Source organism: Clostridioides sp. ES-S-0190-01 (genome assembly GCF_020658275.1).
GTDB lineage: Bacteria > Bacillota > Clostridia > Peptostreptococcales > Peptostreptococcaceae > Clostridioides.
In genome coordinates this window covers 126,699-142,117 of sequence record NZ_JACVWA010000043.1, presented here as the reverse complement: position 1 = coordinate 142,117, position 15,419 = coordinate 126,699, and the positions used below count along the sequence as shown (strand labels likewise).

14 protein-coding genes and 2 other annotated features are annotated in these 15,419 nt (G+C 27.5%); of the genes, 1 reads left to right on the top strand and 13 read right to left on the bottom strand.

Translation table 11 applies throughout. The annotated features are described in order from the left end of the window. Nucleotides 1–7: 7 nt before the first annotated feature. The 13 genes from IC214_RS16955 to IC214_RS16895 all read right to left on the bottom strand — a co-directional run bounded on the left by IC214_RS16955 (nt 8) and on the right by IC214_RS16895 (nt 14,554). Nucleotides 8–1,192 (bottom strand): hypothetical protein, encoded by a 1,185-nt coding sequence (locus tag IC214_RS16955; RefSeq protein WP_227866832.1) that lies wholly within the window; start codon nt 1,190–1,192, stop codon nt 8–10. Beyond that, a complete protein-coding gene (locus IC214_RS16950) occupies nt 1,185–2,135 on the bottom strand; it encodes a BadF/BadG/BcrA/BcrD ATPase family protein (RefSeq protein ID WP_227866831.1) in 951 nt (316 codons plus the stop codon). Before IC214_RS16950 ends, IC214_RS16955 begins: the two co-directional genes overlap by 8 nt. A 1-nt stretch (nt 2,136) precedes the next feature. Beyond that, a complete protein-coding gene (locus IC214_RS16945; RefSeq protein ID WP_227823767.1) occupies nt 2,137–3,231 on the bottom strand; it encodes an ROK family protein in 1,095 nt (364 codons plus the stop codon). 218 nt (nt 3,232–3,449) lie between these two features. Next, complete coding sequence (gene hisD, locus IC214_RS16940; protein ID WP_227823766.1) at nt 3,450–4,715, bottom strand: histidinol dehydrogenase; 1,266 nt, start codon at nt 4,713–4,715, stop codon at nt 3,450–3,452. Nucleotides 4,716–4,939: 224 nt separating this feature from the next. Next, complete coding sequence (locus IC214_RS16935; protein WP_227866830.1) at nt 4,940–5,566, bottom strand: hypothetical protein; 627 nt, start codon at nt 5,564–5,566, stop codon at nt 4,940–4,942. Nucleotides 5,567–5,679: 113 nt separating this feature from the next. Further along, on the bottom strand, nt 5,680–6,897 hold the full coding sequence (locus IC214_RS16930; RefSeq protein ID WP_227433002.1) for a homoserine dehydrogenase: 1,218 nt from the start codon (nt 6,895–6,897) through the stop codon (nt 5,680–5,682). Nucleotides 6,898–6,981: 84 nt separating this feature from the next. After that, nucleotides 6,982–7,220, bottom strand: a binding site (T-box leader). 69 nt (nt 7,221–7,289) lie between these two features. After that, nucleotides 7,290–7,530: a binding site (T-box leader), on the bottom strand. A gap of 80 nt (nt 7,531–7,610) precedes the next feature. Beyond that, complete coding sequence (locus IC214_RS16925) at nt 7,611–9,443, bottom strand: ATP-binding protein (protein ID WP_227866829.1); 1,833 nt, start codon at nt 9,441–9,443, stop codon at nt 7,611–7,613. 148 nt (nt 9,444–9,591) lie between these two features. Beyond that, the gene (locus IC214_RS16920; protein ID WP_227433000.1) at nt 9,592–10,527 is read right to left on the bottom strand and encodes a sugar-binding transcriptional regulator; all 936 of its coding nucleotides are present in this window, start codon (nt 10,525–10,527) and stop codon (nt 9,592–9,594) included. Nucleotides 10,528–10,643: 116 nt separating this feature from the next. Continuing rightward, complete coding sequence (locus IC214_RS16915; protein ID WP_227432999.1) at nt 10,644–10,955, bottom strand: hypothetical protein; 312 nt, start codon at nt 10,953–10,955, stop codon at nt 10,644–10,646. Between the two features lie 44 nt (nt 10,956–10,999). Next, nucleotides 11,000–11,884 (bottom strand): 3-hydroxy-5-phosphonooxypentane-2,4-dione thiolase, encoded by an 885-nt coding sequence (gene lsrF, locus IC214_RS16910; RefSeq protein ID WP_227432997.1) that lies wholly within the window; start codon nt 11,882–11,884, stop codon nt 11,000–11,002. Between the two features lie 23 nt (nt 11,885–11,907). After that, nucleotides 11,908–12,909, bottom strand: coding sequence for a dihydroxyacetone kinase subunit DhaK (locus IC214_RS16905; RefSeq protein ID WP_227482369.1), 1,002 nt, complete (start codon nt 12,907–12,909; stop codon nt 11,908–11,910). A gap of 55 nt (nt 12,910–12,964) precedes the next feature. Continuing rightward, complete coding sequence (locus IC214_RS16900) at nt 12,965–13,585, bottom strand: dihydroxyacetone kinase subunit L (protein WP_227432993.1); 621 nt, start codon at nt 13,583–13,585, stop codon at nt 12,965–12,967. Between the two features lie 129 nt (nt 13,586–13,714). Beyond that, nucleotides 13,715–14,554, bottom strand: a complete 840-nt coding sequence (locus tag IC214_RS16895; protein ID WP_227432991.1) for a YihY/virulence factor BrkB family protein — start codon at nt 14,552–14,554, stop codon at nt 13,715–13,717. Between the two features lie 626 nt (nt 14,555–15,180). Here IC214_RS16895 and IC214_RS16890 point away from each other — a divergent pair. Further along, nucleotides 15,181–15,375 carry a DNA-directed RNA polymerase gene (locus tag IC214_RS16890; protein ID WP_227432990.1) on the top strand — a complete coding sequence of 65 codons (195 nt, stop codon included), beginning with the start codon at nt 15,181–15,183 and terminating at the stop codon, nt 15,373–15,375. Nucleotides 15,376–15,419 lie beyond the last annotated feature (44 nt).

Sequence of the window (15,419 nt, the reverse complement as noted above, 5' to 3'; positions counted from 1 at the left end):
CACCTCACTAATTCCTAAACCAATTTATAACTTCATCAATATTTTCTTTTGGTGCTGATAACAAATCCCAAGATAGTACATACCCTTTTACTGTTGTCTTATTTATGTTTGAAATATTTTCACTTATATATTTAGGTGTAACAGGAGCTATAATTTCTTTTTTATTTATTTCAATACCTACATATATATCTTTGATAAGATTTTTTGTTATAAAATCGATTTCCTCTAGCACAAATTTTATAGGATATATATCTCCTTCATACTCTCTAATTCCTAAAATATCTAATAAATTTCTTTTTGCAATCTCTTTATTTTCATGTACTGATTCATCAATTAATCTTTCAAATTCAAATGGCAAACCTGCTGGAGCTTTAGTAATTCTATACATCATTGGTTTTATAAAATCTGCTACTTCTTGTAATTTTTCTAAATCTTGACCTACAAAGTAAGAGATAAAAGGGGAAAAAGTGTCTATCCCTATTTTCAATCCTTTACTTTTAAAATAACTACTTATATCCACTAGTGCGTTATATATATTTTGACTTTTCATTTCAAAAAAATCTTCCCATATTTTATTTTTAAATTTGTATTTTCCATTAATGTATTCTGTTATACCAAATGGAGTATCTTCACTAACTATAACTTCATTAGATACATTATCCATTTCTATCATTAATGACCTTTTATCAATATTATCTTTTTCATATATATCTAAACAATCTTTACAAAAACAATTAAAAACACCATTTAATTTATTAGAAAAAGAGCCATACCTTATCTTATCTAAAAAAATTCCATCAAACTCAATTTCACTAAAATAAGTACTATATATTTTCTTTATGTTTTCTATATTTCCCTTACTATTTGGACAATAAAATTCAAAGTTTTCATCTTCTTGTAATGCATATCCTTTAACTTCTTTTCCAGTATAATCAACTAATAGATTACTTTTTTCAAGTAATCCTACTTCCGAAAAGCATGGGAACCAAAGATATAATTCAACATTATATTTTTTTAAAAGTTTTTTAGTTTTTACATATAGTTCTTTGTCTACACTCCAACCCATAATGACTTTTTCTACATCAATACATTCCATTAATTCTAATAGCTTACATTTTATATCATTAAATTTTATTTCTTTATTTTTGAATCCACCTGTAAAGATTTGTACAACTATTTTTTTCCTATCCATGTTTGACCCTCCTATTAGCTAACGCCATAGCAAGTCTTATACCTCCATATACTGGCTGATTTTCTTGAAGTATAAATTTTAACTTTTTATCTGTATTTTCTTCCCTTAAGTTGTCCATTAACATTTGAGCATATATAGTTTTGTTTAATGTACCACCAGATAAAACTATATCTATTTCACTTTTATTATTTTTCATTGAATTAGATATTTTACTTAATATTACTTGAGCTAATTTGGACAGTTCAATTGATGACTCTCTCAGTATTTCAATAGCTAATTTATCATCTCGTTCAGCACAATCAATCACTAATGAAGCTAAGTTTGCTATTTCAACATTGTTATTTATTTCAGTAATCATATATGTAAGTTTCTTAAAGCTATCTGCATTAAAGAAATCTAAAACACAATCGAATAAATCACTATATTCATGGCACTCATCACAATAAAGTAAAACTTTCTTTAGTACTTTTCTTCCTATATCATATCCAGAACCCAAATCGCTAAAATTATATCCCCATCCACCAACTCTATATATGTCTCCATCTTCCCTAATTCCTAATACAATTGAACCTGTACCAGCTACAATTACTAAGCCAGGAGCATCAGTTTGCGCATAAAAGGCTAAAACTGCATCATTTACTAAATATATTTTTTCTTTGTTAAGCCCAACTTTTAATATTTCATCCATTATAATATTATAATCATTTGGAGAATCACATCCAGATATACCAAATACAGTGTACTCAATATCGTTATAGTCAATATGTAAATCTTTTAATATTTTCTCAAATCCATTATTAATATTTTCATATGTTTTTTGAACTCCAACTGACTTATAATTAGTTGAACCAGTAGTATGTTCTTTAAGTATATTTCCATCTAAATCACTTACACAAAATTTTGTTTTTGTTCCTCCTCCATCTATTGAAATCAAATATTTCACATTAATATCCTCCTTTTTTATTAGATAGGGAATATTGGTAGTCAGTTTCTTTTAAACACATACTAATTACCCCATTTATACTTCCCTCTCTCAATGACTCCACTTTTATTAGTCTAGGGAAATTTTCTCCTCCAACACTTTTATTTACATCTTCTTCTATAAATTCCATGTCACTTTTAGTTAATATATTGCATTGTATAATCATAGCTTCTGGATTTAAAACACAAACAAGAGTCCTTACAAAATTTGATATTATAGATAAAATTTCTTTCTTAAATTTATTATCTTTGCTCTTTAAATATCTTTTTCTTAAGCTCATAATGTAATCTTCAATATTTAAGTTATCATAGTTATACTTGCTAAACTCTATATTTAGATAGCTTAGTTCACCAGCAAAATTTGTAGAACCTAGATATAATTCACCATTTATAACTATACCTGAGCCAATACCATCATCTAAATACATAAGTGCCATATTTTTATATTCGTCTTTGTACTGTTTTTGATAAATTCCAATAGTGGTAATATTTGTATCATTTTCTATAAATACTTTAGTGTTATATTTACTCTTTATTAAATTTTCTAAATCTATACCTTCCCAACTTTTTATTGTTGGAATGTTTTTGACTACACCTTTTTTTACAACGCCTGGAACACCAATTCCAATCGCTCTTATATTGTTTCCCCTTACTTTTTCAATCAAAGTATCTATAACAAAAAAAGTATCATGGTTAACGTTTTCATATGTATCCATTCTTATATTGAACTCTTCTTGATAAGTTATTTCACCTAATAAATTTGCAACTACTCCTATACAGCTGTTTCTATAATAATACAAGGCTATTATATGTTCTAAGTCTGCATTTATTTCAAATAGTTGAGCTCTTCTTCCTCCAGTAGATTCATTTAATCCACTTACTTTAACTTCATTTTTCAAAGCTAATTGTTCTACAATTTTATTAACTGTTGCTAAACTCAATTCAGTAATGCTTGAAATTTCTGGCTTTGTTATAGGTCCATCATTTTTTATAATATTTTTTATTAAGTCTTCATTTACTTTTTTTATCGTTTGTGGCTTTCCAACTATATTTTTCATAAACAACACCTTACTTTATAAACTTTATTTATTAAGTTTAGTATAATAGTTACAGGTTAAATTTGTCAATATTATTCCAATAAAAAAGAAATAAATTTAAAATAGGTTATTTCTAAATTTATTTCTTTTAAATTCTCAACTATAATATAAATAATTGTTTCTAAAATTTTATTTTTTATTGCAGTATACATTTTTATAACAATTAAAACTCTCTTTATCTACTTCTTAAATCTAACTTCTGCTGCCTTTGCATGTGCATATAATCCCTCTTCTTTTGCTAGCTTCTCTGCAACAGGGGCTAACACTTTTATAGCTTTTTCATTTAATATTTGCTTTGTACAAGTTTTTATAAAAGTACCAACCCAAACACCACCAGTATATCTTGATGCTTTTAATGTTGGTAGTGTATGATTTGTACCTGAAACATAATCACCAAATACCTCAGCAGATAAGTTTCCAATAAACAATGAGCCATAGTTAGTTAATTTATCACAAATTTCTTCATATTTATTTACTGCTATTTCTAAGTGTTCTGGTGCATAAAAATTACTTATTTTTATTGCTTCATCTATATCATCAACCAGTATTATTTCACCATTATTTTTCCATGAATTATATGCAATATCTTTTGTTGGTAAATCTTCTAACATGATTTTCATATTTTTTTCAACCTCTTGTGCTATTTCTAAACTATCAGTTAATAATATACCTCTTGCATTTAAATCATGCTCACATTGTGCCAACAAGTCAGCTGCAATATAGACTGGATTTGAAGTTTCATCAGCTATTATAAGAACTTCACTTGGACCAGCTACAAAATCAATTCCGACTTGCCCATAACATTGTCTTTTAGCTTCTGTTACAAACTTATTTCCTGGTCCTACAATTATATCAACAGGTTTAACCTTTTCTGTACCATATGTAAATGCTGCTATAGCTTGAACTCCTCCAGTTGCATATATTTCATCAGCTCCTGCTATATCCATAGCTACTAATGTTTTAGGATTTATATTTTTAGTGTTTTTCATAGTTGGTGAACATGCCACTATTCTTTTTACTCCTGCAATTTTTGCAGGTATTATAAGCATAAGAGCTGTTGAAAATAAAGGATATTGTCCACCTGGAACATATGCAAGGCATGACTCTATAGGAATATTAGTTTGACCTAAAATAACGCCTGGATAGATTTCCTTTTCAAAAGAATTTTCGAAACTAGCCTTTTGGGCTTTTGCAAATTCGCTTATATTTTTAGCAGCAATTTTCAAATTATTTATAAACTCCTCATCTACATGTTTATAGGCTTCTTTTATTTCTTCTTCAGTAACTCTGAATTCATCTCTTGTGTTTTTATCAAACATTTCATTATATTTTTTCAACGCAGTCTCTTTATTATTTCTTATATCTTCTATTATAGAACTTACTTGTTCTCTTAGTATTTTTTCATCTACCTTTTCTTTTATATTTGATTTTTTTATAATCTTCATCTTTTCCCTCCTAGTTTTATAATGTTATCATTCTAGCAATAAATAAAAACTCCCACCCTCTATCAATAACTAGAGGATAGGAGTTTAATCATATTGTACTCACCTCACTGACTGAGCACTATTTGTCTAATAACTATACTTATATTTCAGTTAATCTTTCTGAATTTTCTCTTTATTATACATAATATGATATATTTTAACTATTAATTTGTCAATGAAATTTTTTATCTTCTACAGCAATTGCAATTGCATCTATCACATTTGCATTTGTTGCATTTGTCACATTTGCATCTGTCACAATTACACTTATGACATCTACATCTATCACAATCATGGTTATTATGGTTGTTTCCATTTCTTCTAGCTTCACATTCCATACCTTCGTCAAAGAATCTTCTAGACTCTTCTAGAGATTCTATACCTTGATAATTATAAGCTGAGTGTTCATTCCAAGATTTTTCTGCTTTTTCCCACATTTTTCTAGCTTCATTTTCAAATTTTCTTGCTTCTCTTCCTCTTTCTTCAGCTTCACAGAATGCTTCTCTTGCTTCTCTTTCTCTTTTTTCTGCTTCTCTTCTAAATCTATCACAATTTCTATCTCTATCTCTGTCTCTATCTCTGTCACAATCTCTATCTCTGTCTCTGTCACAATCTCTATCTCTGTCTCTGTCACAATCTCTGTCTCTGTCTCTGTCACAATCTCTATCTCTGTCACAATCTCTATCTCTGTCTCTGTCTCTGTCACAATCTCTATCTCTGTCTCTATCCCATGAATTATTATCATCTTGGAACCATCTTGATGTAGAATAACTTCTTCTATACCAATCTCCTGAACATTTATTATTTCCCATATAGCATATCTCCTTTTAATTTTAATTTTTTATGAGATGTTTTGTTTCATCTCATACTATATAGTATTAAAATTTCCAAAATATGTTACATAGAAACCTATATTCTTTTCTTTTTAGCTTATTTTCAACATTTTATTCATTTTTTCACAATATCCTTTGTCTTTTATTAGACATAAACTGTTATTTATTTCATACTCAGAGTCAGCATAAACCATAATAGCAAGCTCATCATCATCATTTAAAATATCATAGTTTACTAAGCAATTTCCAACTATATTCAATATTTCATCTTTATTACATTTTTTAAATCTAAGAAGTGCTCCACATTTTTCTCTAACTATTTTATTTACTTGTATTCTATCTTTAGTAAAAGAATCTATACTAGAAACTCTGTTATCTATTATATCAATAACATCTGAGTAAACTGCACTTCCTGTTGCTAGACTTCCAGCTCCCTTACCTACAAAAGAAACTTCTCCTACTGAATCTCCATTTACTATGACAGCATTAAACTCATTGTCTATTCTAGCAAGTATGTTATCTTTTTCTACTAAAACAGGTCTAACAAATGCACTTACTTTATCATTTTCATATTTACTTTGCCCAATTAATTTTATTTTACAATTTAGTTTTTTAGCATATTCTATGTCTTTTTCATCTATATCTGTAATTCCTTCTAGATATACATCTTTCCAGTATACTCTATTATCATAAGCTAGAGTTGACAATATTGATAGCTTTCTAGCAGCATCATATCCTAATACATCTGACTCTGGGTTTGCTTCAGCAAAACCTAATTCTTGAGCTTGTTTTAGTGCCATGTCATAAGACAAATCCTCATCATACATTTTAGATAATATAAAGTTAGTAGTTCCATTTAAAATAGCATTTATGCTGTCTATATTATTTCCTTCTAATGATTCTATTATTGGCTTTAATACTGGTATCCCTCCAGCAACTGAAGCTTCAAATTTAATACTTACTTTATTTTCACTAGCTAATTTTGCAAGTTCATCTCCACATTCAGCTAGTAAATCTTTATTTGCTGTAACAACATGAATTTTATTATTTAATGCTTTTTTTATATAAGATAGTGTTGGTTCTAAACCACCCATAACTTCAACTAATATATCTATATCTTTCTCAAATATGTCATCTATATTATTAGTTATTATATTAGAGTATTTTTTTTCTTTATGCTTTTCTAAATTATTAACTAATATTCCAACTATTTCTATATTTCTTTTCTCTTTATTATTATCTATTATATCTATAAGTCCACTTCCTACAGTTCCATATCCTAGTACTCCAATTTTCACTTTATTTTGCATTTTATTTTCCTCCTAAATTTATAATTTTCCGATTTTTTTTAATTTTCAATCTTTTATTGTAATAAAAATAGACCCATCCCTATATAAAGGGACGAGTCTATACTCGCGGTTCCACCCAATTTGATTTTTGTCAATTATTGACAAAATCCACTTTGTACTTTAACGCAGTTAACGGTTAATCTTACTAAAACTCTTTTTAGAGTAACTTCAGATAACAGCTCCTAGGTAGTTTTCAATCCCTCTAATTTAAAAAGTCTTTCAGCCAATGGACTTTTCTCTCTGATAATCGAATTAGATTTACTCTTCCTATTCATCGCTTTTATAATTTTTTATAATTCCTTTTTATACTTTCAAATAATATTTTAAATAACAAAAAACTCCCATCCTTATAACATAAGGACGAGAGTATAATTCCCGCGGTTCCACCTAATTTAGTTTTCATTTTTTATGAAAACCCACTTTAAACTTTAACGTAGTTAACGACTATTCTTACTAAAATCTATTAATATAGATAACTTCAGAAAGTAGCTCCTAGGTAGTTTTCAATCTCTCTAATTTAAAAAGTCTTTCAGCCAATGGACTTTTCTCTCTGATAATCGAATTAGATTTACTCTTCCTATTCATCGCTTTTTTATTTATTATATTGTAATTTATTTTAAACCCTTACAAATAAATTGTCAATAGTTTTTTTAATTTTATTTTTTATACTTAATCTATAAATCCGAAAATTCTATTTCTAATTTTTTACTTAGCTCACTACTGAGCTCTCTTTTATAATTGCATTTTTCACTATTATTGCTTCTAACTGGCAACGAGACAATAAATTCACTTCCAACACCAAGTTGACTTTTTAAAGATATACTACCATCATGCAATTCAACTAAAGATTTCACTAATGAAAGCCCAATTCCACTGCCTTTAACTCTATAAGAAAGTTCATTGTCAATTTGTTCAAACCTATTAAATATTTTATCTATTTTTTCTTTTGGTATACCTATACCACTATCAGATATTTTCATTTCAAACATATTATCTTTCACATATAAAAATATATTTATTTTCCCATTTTCTTTGTTGTACTTAATTCCATTAGAAAGTAAATTCAATATTATTCTTTCCAATTTTTCTGAATCAAATAACATTGAAAATTCCTCTATTTCTGTATCAAATGTAAGTTGTATATTATTTTGACTTGCAAAATCAGCTACAGACATACATATATCTTCCACAAATGATATTATATCAGACTCTTTTGGCTTAAAATCCAAATATCCCGACTGCATTTTTGTAAAATCTATAACATTATTTACTAATCTCAATATTCTATTTCCATTTTGTTTTACTATACCTAGATTTCTTTTTAGAGTATCATTTGATTCTATTAAGTCTCCCTCTTTCTTTTCTATTACTTGTAATGAAGATGATATTAAATTTATAGGAGTTCTAAGTTCATGAGATAGATTTGCAAAAAACTCCATTCTATTTTTATCCATCTCTTCTTCTAGTTTTTTTCTTCTACTTATATCTCTTGCTGTACCAATTATTCCAATGACACTACCATAACTATCAAAATATGGTCTTTTTGTAATCTCAATACATTTATTTTCGTTATGTATAGTCATATTTGATTCAAATGTAACAATCTTTTTATTTTCAACTACATCCTTATCACTTTTACATATCTTGTCTATAAGAGATTCTTCTGTTGATAATTTATGACTATTCTTACCTAGTAATTCTTCTTTATTCATACATGCTAGATTCAAAAATCCTGAATTAAATCCAATATAATTTCCATATACATCTTTATAAAACATATTCTCTGGTATTGAATGTTCAATCATCTTCATTAAGTTTTTTGAATCATAGTTTTTATTATTATATCCACTGTATATTATATTATCTATTATTCCTATAGTACCTAAAAGTTCACTTTCATCATATAAGAAATATTTTTCAACCATAAAAAATGTTTCTTCGTATTCAAATAGTTTTTGTAAAAATCTTTTTTTACTAGATATTCCTTCTAAATAGTCATCTCTAAATAATTTCCCAGTTCGTTCTCCCCATACCTCTATATCGTTTTTTCCAAATATATCTTTTGTAGTTTTAATTTTGTTATTTAATATTGATATTAAATTTTCACTACAATCTATATATATTCCTTCTTCATCTTTAACATAAGCTAATTTTTCTTTTTTATCAAATGAATCGATTATCTGTCTATAATCGAATACTATTTTACTAAAATACAAAACTACGTACGAATCTCCAACTATTTGTTTTCTTATGTTTATCCAATTTTTAAGTGCTGGAATATATCTTTTTATACAATCTATATTATCTGAGAACAACTCTTTAGAATATTTTTTTGCTCTAAATATAGGTAATACATCTAATATATCTTTATCACAAATTCCCTCTTCTAGTTTCAATACTTGACTCATACCTTTACTTATATATTCCACTCTATATTCTATATCTTCATGTTCTCTTATAATCTTACAGTATAAAAAAGGCACAGGTATATTTTTTATAAAATTCACATATTTATTATGGATATCCATATCCTAACCACGACCTCTCAATGTTATTTATAATAATACTTCTTAAGTAATTATATGACATTTTTCTATTAATTATAACATATTTCATAACAAATATTTTCAAATAAATTTAATTTTATGTAATTTATTATTTGTTTATAATTATTTGTGTCGCTTTTTTTTCATCGGTAATGACATGTGTTATGTATCCAGTCTTCAGTGCACCTGTTATTGAATCTATACTAGAATCTGAACATATAGCTATTACTTTTTTTGCCTTTTTTAATTTTTCAAGAGGTATTTGTATGACATAATCACTATCACTTTTAATTATTTCTCCATCTTTATTAAAATAATAAGATAAAAAGGAACCTATTGCTTTTTCTTTTGTAAGCTTCTTTCCAAATCTAATCGCAGTAGCTTGGTCTGGAACCTGAGGATAATTATCAACAGATAAAATTATTGTATCTATATTATCCCATTTTTTCTCCATACTCTGATAATTTTCAGTTTTCAAATAGATATTTCGCTCTTCACTACTAGTTGGAAATGCAGGCGCATATAAAAATACAGGACTAAATCCTGTACTATTTGAAAATACAGATATTAATTCATTAGGGTGATATCCTTTATTTGGTATGTTAGCCATTCCAACCAGTGGATATACTTCTCCTTTAAAAGTAAAAGTATCCTCACTCTTTTGTATTTCTTCTATTATATTACCTATAGTATATCCCCATCCTATACCGACATTACTAACCTTAGGTAATTCTTCTTTTATATATTTTATTCCATGACTTAGTATAGTTTGTTGAGTTATATATTCGGTTTTAGCTTCTGGTACTATTAGTCCACCTCTAATGTTAAATATCTCTTTCATCTGATTCATCAGCAAATCATTACTAGAAAATAGTTCCCTAATCTCTATCTTTACTATTCCAATTTCTTTTGCTTTATTTAACATTTTACTTATCAATGGTCTTGATACTCCTAAAATTTTTGCAATCTCTGCTTGAGTTTTATTATCTTCATAATACATTTTTGATACTTCTACTAATTTCAACATTTCGTTTTCAATAGTCATATTTTCATCCTTTCAAAGCTAATTCTAAGATAAAATTATCTCATTAGATAAAATTTGTCAAGTTGTATAAAAAATTTAAAAAGCCCAGAAAAATTCTGGGCTTTTTAGCTTAATTATTAACATTCTTGCATTAATTCAATTATAAAACCACCATTAATTATAAATGCACATTTTAAGTTATCTCCTACTTTAAAAGGTTCTACAATTACTTCATTCTCACTCAGATATTTGTCCATGTTTTTTACTTTATATGCAACATGAGGATTTTTTTGCATTATTTCTGGAAGTGGACTTCCTTCAACAAATCTTAAATATTCATATTTGAAATCTGTGTATTTTGGGTCTGTTATATACACCTTCAATTCTTCATTAAACTCTTCATGCTCTTGTGGCTTATCTGTTATAACACCTATATGTACAAATTCCATAAATTCCCCTCCAATTATATTAAAACCTATATATTAAACTTATTCTACTTATACTCTTCTTTTAATTCTTCAAATAACTTGTATGCTTGTTCTGGAGTATTGTTTTCATGAACTACAGCCTTTATTGCCTTTATCATAGCTTTTGGATTTTCTGATTGGAATACATTTCTCCCCATATCAACTCCTGCCGCTCCTTCATTTATAGCTCTATAAGCCATTTCTAACGCTTCTTTTTCTGGAACTTTTTTCCCTCCTGCTATAACTATTGGAACTGGACAAGCAGATGTTATTTTCTCAAAATCCTCACAATAATAAGTCTTTACTATACTTGCTCCAAATTCAGCTAACATCCTAGTGGCTAATAGAAAATATTTTGCAGTTCTTTCCATCTCTTTACCTACTGCAACGACACCCAAAACTGGTATTGAATATCTATTTCCCATATCTATTGTTTTGACTAAATTTTCTATAGCCTTACATTCACCTTCAGCCCCCATAAATGTCTGTATAGCTAGGCATGATGCATTCATTCTTATAGCATCTTCTATATCAACTCCTATAACCTCCCTACTCATATCCTCTCTGAGTACGGAACTACCAGCCGAACATCTAAGTGCTATAGCTTTATCTTGAGTGGGATTTATACACGTTCTTAAAGCTCCCCTTGTAGCCATAAGACAATCTGCATCTTCTATAAGTTCAGGTATTGAAAGGTCTAATCTTTCTAATCCTTGAGTAGGACCCATTATATATCCATGGTCAAAAGCTAACATCAATGATTTTCCTGTTTTAGGATTAAATATCTTTGATAATCTATTTTTCATTCCCCAGTCTACATTGTCCATTCCTTTTAAATAAAAACTTTGTTGAGGTGGTTTTATCCCTATTCCATAATCTTTTGGTAATATTATTCCATCTTTATCTGCCATTTTTTATCTCCCTTTAATTTAATCTAATTTTTTTTAAAGTAAGGCGTATTACATGGTGAATTGAAGTATCTCAATAATTCATCATCCATTCTAGCTATAAATAGTTGGAATCCAGCTGTTTCTTGAGTAGTCAAAAGTTCTCCAACACAATTTGAAACTATTTCTATATTTTTTTCTTGTAATATTCTATGACACTTTCTATAAACTATTAACATTTCCATTAAAGTAGTAGCTCCTGAACCATTAACTACTAACATTACTTTTTCACCATCTTCGATATCCAAATCCTTTATTAAAGCTTGTGTCATTATTTCAGCAGTTTCATCAGCAGACTTCATTTCCATACGTCCACCTCCACCTTCTCCATGTTGCCCCATTCCTATTTCCATCTCATTTTCTCCAAGTTCAGAAATTACCATACCTGTAGATGGATGAGTTGCTCCTTTACATGCAACAGCTATAGTTGCCATATTATCAGCAAATTTTTGTGCTATTTCTGCAACTTCATCTAAAGATTTTCCTTCTTTAGCAGCCCCTGCAGCTATTTTATATAAAGGTATACATCCAACCAATCCTCTTCTATCATCACTATTTTCTCTCGGTGCATTTGCTATATCTTCTTGAGTAACAACTTTTCTAACATTTAATCCTTCTTTTTTAACTTGTTTCATAACAAGGTTTCCTGTCAACATATCTCCTGCATGATTAAGAACTACAAATAATACACCTTTCCCTTTGTCTGCCATCTTTATAGCCTCTAAACAAGAATTTGGTCCTGGAGCGGCAAATACATCTCCGACTACAGCTATATCAACCATTCCATCTCCAACAAATCCACTCAAAGCTGGTTCATGACCTGCTCCTCCTAAAGTAACTATTGTTACTCTATCTTCTTCTTCCAACTTTTTGTTTATTACTAAATTTGAATCTGTAACTCTTAGTAACTCCGAATTTGAAAGTTCTAAACCTTCTAAAACTTCTCTAGTTAAATCTTCTGGTTGGTTAATAAATTTTTTCATTGACATGATAAATTCCCCCTATTAAATTTGTTATATTGATTAATTGCTGTGTTAATCTCTTTTATAATGCGTCATATAAACCTTTAAACATTAATGATATAGAAACAGCGCCTGGGTCCATATGCCCTAAACTTCTTTCCCCTATACTTTTTGCTCGTCCAAATTTTGCTATGTAAGTTTTAGTGCTTTCTGCGCCTTCTACTGCTTTCTCATAACCCACTTTAAAAACATCTTTTATGTTGTCACTTTCAATAGTATGCATAGCATCTATTGCTGGGTATAATGCATCTACTAGTGTTTTTTGACCTACTTTAGCAGTAGAAATAAGAGATAAATTTTCTCTTGCTTCAATAAACATATCTTTTACTTCTTCTATTTTAAGTTCTTTTTTATATTCTATTCCTTCAGCCATTCCCTCAAATATAGTTCCCCATAAAGGTCCTGCTGACCCTCCATTTACATTCATACATAAAGTACTCAAATCTTCATTAATTGATTTTATACTATCATCATCATGCTCTTCTAGAGCCCTTTTTCTCATACAATCAGCTATTCTATCTATAGTAACTCCATGGTCACCATCTCCAACTATACCATCTAATTCACATAAATATATCTTATTTTCTTTTAATATTTCTGCTGCACTTATTAGCATTTTTCTCCATGTAACTGTTGACAACATTGAATCATCTCCTTACCAATATCTTAACTCAATATTATCATATGTAATAACAAATGTAAATTATTTTCAGAAAACGTTTTTACAAAATTTACATTTGCAATATCAAATACCAATTTTTATTTTAATATTTTACTTTAACATTTCATTTCTTATCTTTCTAAAATACAATCTTGAATTTAATTCATAACCTACAACAATAACCCAACTACTAAAATATATCCATGTCATAAGTACAATTATTTCAGCTATGCTTCCATAGATTACTTCATAGTTAGCATAATAGTTTGTATAATAAGAATAGAAAAATGATACTACAAACCAAGCAAACGTAGCAAAAATAGCACCTGGAGCAGATTCTTTCATAGTCAAACTCTTATTAGGTGTATACTTATACAAAAATGTAAATATTACTATTATTGTTGCAATACCTACAGTGTATCTTAGAATATCCCATATTTTTATGAATATCTCATCTAATCCTATAAAGTTAAAAATAAAATAACCTATCTTCTCTCCATAAACCAAAAATATCATAGATAAAAAAATCAATACCAAAAGCATAATCGTAAATAAAAATGATATAGATAAGATTTTTAAAAAAGACCTAGTTTCTTTAACTTTATAAGCTCTATTCATTCCTTTAATAAGTGCTTTTACTGCCCTTGAAGATGTCCACATCGTAAGTACAAAACTGACAGCTAAAAAATTTAAACTTCTATTGTCTATTGCAGAAACTATAATTGAAGATAATACATCAAAAGCACTCTCTGGCATCATGTTTCTAAATAAGGCTATATATTTATTTAAATGAAGAACTGGTATATATGCTATAGAACTTATTGTAAATATTAAAAAAGGAAATATAGACAACATTAAGAAAAAAGATACTTCTGCTGATTTTGAACTTAACTCACTATAATTAGATTTTGCTACTATATATTCAATTAATTTCTTATCTATCCCAAACATAAATATCCCCTTTTCTCTAATATTAATTTCATTATACAATATTAATTATACTCAGATTCATACCATAATATAATTATTTAAACAAAAATAAAGTAAATAAAAGCTGAAAATAATAATTCTACTAATATTTTAATTTTTTAATCACTGAAAATAAAAAGTATAATCTTGAATTAAATATATATTATTGGACTATAATTATGATTATATACAAGCTTCTAGTGGTATTAATTTAAAAGGATAAAATTCGAGATGTATTTTCTAATTGAATTGACAACACAAAAAGGTTTTTTAAAGTAACAACAAATAAAAATATTAAACAAACTAGTATTAGCAGGGTAACTTTTAAATTTATTATATTTTCTTCTTAAACAATTATTGATTATATCAAATCAATATTAATCTTATGCTTATAATTTAAGAAATATGTAATAAAAGTTAAGTATTTATGGTTATAATGTTTATCTTTTGAATAAAATACATTATAATTAAAAGTAAAGTTGCAAATTTGCTATAATTTTAACAAGTTAATTTTCAGAATTATACAAATTTTACATTAATTGTTAATGCAAATTCTATTTAAATAATATTTTTATATTCAAAAATAAATAAAACGGAGGTCTTAAAATATGAGTAACTTTATAATATGTAATTATTGTGGAGACAAGATAGACAAATCTAAAAATAAGTATATAACTTACTCTGAAAAAGATAGTTGTAATGAAGTAAATATTTGTACTAATTGTGCTTTAGACTTATTAGAAAAAACTAATGAAAAATCAAAGATTAAATCTGCAAAAGCTTTAATAAAACAAATAGGATAAAGACACAATATAAATTGTATAAATAAGAAAAGCACCTTTTAATT

What these genes read in the sequence shown, in the direction of transcription:
- hisD (WP_227823766.1), bottom strand. Translation starts at nt 4,715, where the DNA reads ATGAAGATTATAAAAAAATCAAATATAAAAGAAAAGGTAGATGAAAAA.
- IC214_RS16890 (WP_227432990.1), top strand. Translation starts at nt 15,181, where the DNA reads ATGAGTAACTTTATAATATGTAATTATTGTGGAGACAAGATAGACAAA.
- IC214_RS16920 (WP_227433000.1), bottom strand. Translation starts at nt 10,527, where the DNA reads ATGACTATTGAAAACGAAATGTTGAAATTAGTAGAAGTATCAAAAATG.
- IC214_RS16935 (WP_227866830.1), bottom strand. Translation starts at nt 5,566, where the DNA reads ATGGGAAATAATAAATGTTCAGGAGATTGGTATAGAAGAAGTTATTCT.
- IC214_RS16930 (WP_227433002.1), bottom strand. Translation starts at nt 6,897, where the DNA reads ATGCAAAATAAAGTGAAAATTGGAGTACTAGGATATGGAACTGTAGGA.
- IC214_RS16945 (WP_227823767.1), bottom strand. Translation starts at nt 3,231, where the DNA reads ATGAAAAATATAGTTGGAAAGCCACAAACGATAAAAAAAGTAAATGAA.
- IC214_RS16905 (WP_227482369.1), bottom strand. Translation starts at nt 12,909, where the DNA reads ATGTCAATGAAAAAATTTATTAACCAACCAGAAGATTTAACTAGAGAA.
- IC214_RS16915 (WP_227432999.1), bottom strand. Translation starts at nt 10,955, where the DNA reads ATGGAATTTGTACATATAGGTGTTATAACAGATAAGCCACAAGAGCAT.
- lsrF (WP_227432997.1), bottom strand. Translation starts at nt 11,884, where the DNA reads ATGGCAGATAAAGATGGAATAATATTACCAAAAGATTATGGAATAGGG.
- IC214_RS16895 (WP_227432991.1), bottom strand. Translation starts at nt 14,554, where the DNA reads ATGTTTGGGATAGATAAGAAATTAATTGAATATATAGTAGCAAAATCT.
- IC214_RS16900 (WP_227432993.1), bottom strand. Translation starts at nt 13,585, where the DNA reads ATGTTGTCAACAGTTACATGGAGAAAAATGCTAATAAGTGCAGCAGAA.
- IC214_RS16955 (WP_227866832.1), bottom strand. Translation starts at nt 1,192, where the DNA reads ATGGATAGGAAAAAAATAGTTGTACAAATCTTTACAGGTGGATTCAAA.